The 4157-nt window shown below is 66.6% G+C and carries 4 protein-coding genes; all 4 read right to left on the reverse strand.

Features of this window, described 5'->3' with window-relative positions:
• Nucleotides 1-163 precede the first annotated feature (163 nt).
• On the reverse strand, nt 164-1447 hold the full coding sequence (locus ABD345_RS39695) for a VanZ family protein (protein ID WP_344559668.1): 1284 nt from the start codon (nt 1445-1447) through the stop codon (nt 164-166).
• Between the two features lie 90 nt (nt 1448-1537).
• Entirely contained in the window at nt 1538-1852 is a 315-nt protein-coding gene (locus ABD345_RS39700) for a hypothetical protein (RefSeq protein ID WP_344559669.1), read from the reverse strand.
• A 556-nt stretch (nt 1853-2408) separates the two neighbouring features.
• Nucleotides 2409-2927 (reverse strand): NUDIX hydrolase, encoded by a 519-nt coding sequence (locus tag ABD345_RS39705; protein WP_344559670.1) that lies wholly within the window; start codon nt 2925-2927, stop codon nt 2409-2411.
• 103 nt (nt 2928-3030) lie between these two features.
• The gene (locus ABD345_RS39710) at nt 3031-3747 is read right to left on the reverse strand and encodes an HNH endonuclease family protein (RefSeq protein ID WP_344559672.1); all 717 of its coding nucleotides are present in this window, start codon (nt 3745-3747) and stop codon (nt 3031-3033) included.
• Nucleotides 3748-4157 lie beyond the last annotated feature (410 nt).

A 4157-nucleotide genomic window follows, 5' to 3' on the forward strand; every position in this document is an offset into this window, starting at 1 on the left:
TCAGGTCCGACGGATACCCGCCCCAAACACCGCTCACAACAGGCTCAACGACCACTCCAGCCCGGCGACACGGCAGATCTCAAACACGGTCTCAGGGAGTTGCACAGGACAGTGCGCCAGTTTTTCTTGGGATTCCAATATCCGAATTCCCTGTGCGGAAAATCTACCCTTGATGTGCCACCGACTGTCCGGTGATGGCGTCAACGAAGTCGACAGTCCCTGAGCGTTGGGCCTCCCCTTGTTTGATGAGGTTGACCGCCCAGCATGGCTTCCACTGGCCGTCAATCTGCTTGGCAAGGAGGAACGTGGTGTCCGCGCGCGATCCGGGCACCGTGGAGACGGCCTTAGCCTTTGCTGCATCCGCGCCGACAACAGGGTGGGGCAACTGGGGGTCTGCGTCCCAGCGTGCAGACGATGCCATGATTCGCCCGGAAGTGGAGACGGTGATGTCCAGGCGCATGGGCATCAATACGCCATCGCTGTTGTACCGGCGATAGGTGAGCATATAAGCATCACCCGCGCTGTCAGTGGGGGCAATCGTCCGGGTCGCTGTCGTCGTGAGGTCGGAGAACCAGGTCGTCGCAAATTCGCTGCCGGCTTTGAGTACCTGCTCCTGAGTCAAAGAGCCACGGTCGACCTGACTGTTGGCCGAGGCACTGAGAAGGAGTCGCTCGTTGGGCCACTCGATACGAAACTGACCGCGATCGGTTGTGACGTCAAGGAATCGCTGGGACGAGCTTTCGGGATTGACGCCCATCTGGGTGGTTTCCACTTGGGCATCCGGGCCGAAAAGCTTCACGGCGATACGCCGGGAAGCGCTGATCCCGCCGTCGTCGGAGGAACTCGTACCGAAACCGGCTTCATCGTAGTAGAGCGGAATGAACATCCAGATGGCAGCGGTCACGACCGCAAAGCCGGTGCCGGCCACAGCGAAAGAGTGCAGGGTATCCTTTCGCCCGAATTGCGGCTTGCGGCGGCGAAGCCACAGCCAGATGACCGCGGCCACAGTGCCGATGAGCGCACCACAAACGTTGTCGACGAAGTCAGCGCCGTCACAGGCCCGGCCGAGGCCCATCATGGTCTGCAATACCTCAGTCGATGCCGACAGCGCCGCGGAGGCCGCAAGGACGGTCAGGGGCCGACGAAAAGTGATCGTGCCGAACAGCGCGAGCGGAACGTAGAGGGCGATGTTCATCAACCCCTGCTCGCTTACCGCCGTGCCCCACACACCGGCCCCGATCGAGCAGCTCAGCGAATCAGACGATCCGCCACCCGGCGTCAGTGTCGCTGTCAGCTCTCCGGCCAGCGACAGGGCCCACAGAACCGGAACTGCAGGCGGGTGCTGATGGCGCCGGGCTTGCCTGAAAGCCACCGTGCCGAAGAGAAGGCCGAGTGCAGCGAGCACGGGGAGCAGAGCAGGGACAGAGTTGAAAATCGCTTCGATCATCGGGTCTTCCGGGATGCGGTAGGCAGCGGCGCGGGGTGGGTCCGGGTTCTGCCCGTACCCACCCCGCGGTTCCGGTTCAGCTTGTCAGGCTCAGCAGGGGTGTTCCGGCGGAGTCTGGAAGGTCTGCTGCCCGCTCACCCACATCTTGCCGATCGCGGCGCAGTTCGCCGGCAGCGGGACGATGCCCCAGGCGTAGCTCCTGGTCTCGCCCGCGCTCTGATAGAACGCGCCCTGGTCCCAGTGGGTGTACCCGCCCTCCTCGTACGCGAACTCGGCGTAGATCTGGCCGCCCGAGTTCTTCACGTACTTGATGGATGCGGCCATCGAGTCGTAGCTGCTGCCGACCCGGAAGCCGTTCACGCCGGTGAAGTAGAGGGTGCCGCTGCTCAGGTCGGTGCTGCTCATGGGCGCGATGCCGCCACTCTTGACAGACGCGCTTCCGTCGTTGATCTCGACGGAAACCCCTCCGCTCTTCGGCAGCTGGTCAGCCGAAGCCGCCTGGGCATCGACAGCCGTCAGGACCGGAGAAAGCAGGAGTGCTGCGGCAACACCAGCCCGAACTATTCGACGCATGCGAATTACCCCCCAATGACTGGATTATATGGACATGACAGCAGGGAGTCCGGATCCCCCCGAAGTGTCGCCCTGAGCATACGGCCAATCACTCCGTGCATCAATCAACACCAGGATTCGTCAGTAGATGTCCCGTATGTGCACCTGAGGTCGTCATATGCAGAACAGCGCATCCCGCCCCAAACCGACATCCACACACATCCGCCGCTATAAATTTCCGCAGCGTTTCGGGGATATTGACCCCAGATGCCCGAAAAGTTGAAGGCTGCCATCGGAGAGTTGACCCGCCTCATTCCGGACAGAGCGGGAGAAACAGATCGTTGCCGCTGTCCGGCACTTGCGCGCGCCGGCAGCCGTCCGGTCGGCCCGTCACCGGCCGGACGGCGCGTCAACTCCCCGGCCTCGCGGGGGCCGGCGCCGATGCGCCCCCGGCCCCTGCGGCTTCCCGGCCGTCGACGAGTACCACCGCGCTCCCCCGCCGGCGGGCGGCGCGCAGCGAGGCGAACCACGCCCGCTGCTCGGACTGTAGAAACGGTTCCCACTGTTCCCAGGTCCGCCACGCGAACACGTCGTGCTCGCCGCTCAAGCGCACCTGCGTGTCGGCCGGAACCGGGTCCGCAGCGAAGGCGAAGTCGATGACCGGCGGCCAGCCGGCCACCGCCTGCCGGTAGTCGACCGCCAGCGGGCGCAGTGGTCCGTGGGGGTGGAGGCCGGTCTCTTCGGCGAGTTCGCGCCGGGCAGTGGCGAACGGCACCTCGCCTAGGTCGGCGAGGCCGGAGGGCAGCTGCCACCAAGCGGGGTGGCCGGGGTAGGGGTGGGCTTGGTGGAGCATCAGGACCAGGCCGTCGGTGTCGGTGACCAGGACGGTAGCGGAGACGACGTTCCGCGGTAGCGCGGCGGCGAACACGGCCGGGTCGACGCGGGCTGCGGGGTCGGCGGCGTCTGGGGAGGAGGTCAGGGCCAGCCCCTCCTTTCGGTGGTCGGGGGCGCTCTCGGGCGGGGTGGGCGGTTCAGCGGGCGAGGGTGACGGTGACCTCGGTGTTGGGGCAGTCGGCGGCCAGGCGGTGCAGCGCGTCCGCCTCGACCCGGTCGATGCTCAGACCCCAGCGGGTCTTCACCGCCGTCCAGTCCGTCAGGTAGGTGCAGCGGTAGGCTTCGGCGGGCGGCAGCCACTCCGCGACGTCCTTGTCCGCCTTGCTGCGGTTGGACTTCGCGGACACCGCGATCAGCGCCCTCGGCTCGTCAAGGTCGTTGGCGTAGGCCTGCCGCTGCTCCGCCGACCAGGCGGAGGCACCGGAATCCCAGGCTTCGGCGAGCGGGACCATGTGGTCGATGTCCAGGGCCTTGGCGTCCTGCAGCACCACGTCGTCGTACGGGGACACCCACACCCCGCCTGACAAGGAGCACTTCGCGCCGACCACCGGCGCGGACGTCGCCTCCGCGATCAGCACCTCCACCCGGGTCGAGCAGCCGTTGCGGTCCGCGTCGATCCAGTGCCGGAATGCGGTGCGGACGTAGCCGGTGCGGTCCTCCTCCACAACGGGCAGCGCGTTGATCGCCTCGCGCAACGTCGTGGTGACCTGCTCCCCCGCCGCACGGTGTGTCCCGCCGGCCGCCGGGGCGGCCGCGCCGGATGTGGTCGCGGCCGCCGCGTGGATCGGGGAGGCGAGCAGCGCGGTGGCCGCGGCGGCGGACAGGACGGCGGCGAGGACGGGACGAACGCGCACGGGGCAGACTCCACATGGCGAGGGGCGCGACAACACCCAGTCCAACCTCTACGGGTCGGACCGGGTTGCGGGCCGATGTTCAGCGTCACCCAGACGAGCCGGAGCGTGTATGCGGTGCGCAGCAAGTGGCTGACCGAGCGCGGTCCTGGGCAGTTGCTGGGGATCCTGCCCGTCGACCACAGGTCCGCTCGGCCCACGGCGCACGGGGCAGGAAGGGCGTCGGCCTGACGGTTTGTCAGTTCGTTCTGCTAGACCGTGGCCGTGGCAATTCCTCGGCCGATCATGTCGCGTCCGCTACGGCGCCTTCTCGACGACCTGCGCCCCTTGGGATGTGCCTTCAGCAACCCGAAGCTCGCGGAGGAGGACGACGACTTTGACCTCTTCGTGTTGAACGACCGCGATCGAAGCTT

The sequence above is a fragment of the Kitasatospora saccharophila genome (genome assembly GCF_039529925.1).
GTDB classification, from domain to species: Bacteria; Actinomycetota; Actinomycetes; order Streptomycetales; family Streptomycetaceae; genus Kitasatospora; species Kitasatospora saccharophila.